The sequence below is a fragment of the Paenalicyclobacillus cellulosilyticus genome (assembly GCF_014647315.1).
Taxonomy (GTDB): Bacteria; Bacillota; Bacilli; order Alicyclobacillales; family Alicyclobacillaceae; genus Alicyclobacillus_J; species Alicyclobacillus_J cellulosilyticus.
On record NZ_BMOY01000137.1, the window covers coordinates 1 to 252 of the forward strand.

1 protein-coding gene is annotated in these 252 nt (G+C 41.7%); it reads left to right on the forward strand.

From position 1 onward, the window contains the following. Positions 1-252 (forward strand): hypothetical protein (locus IEX97_RS13780; protein ID WP_229776939.1); only part of this gene is annotated, 252 nt, incomplete at both ends.

Here is a 252-nt window from a genome sequence, read left to right on the forward strand (position 1 = left end):
ACTTGGTGTTATCGTTATCCTTAGGCGTTCGCCCATTTTGTTTTCATGGCGAAAACTTGGTTTTGTAAGCCTAGTAGCTGGTTTTAATAAAGGCATGTCTGGAGGTGGTTATGGGCCAATCCTAACCAGTGGTCAAATATTATCCGGTATTTTAAACAAGCAATCGGTCAGCATTACGGCTTTAGCCGAAGGGGTGGTTAGTTTGGTTGGTTTTGCTACGTTTTGTTTATTTTCCAGAGTTAACGTCAAGTG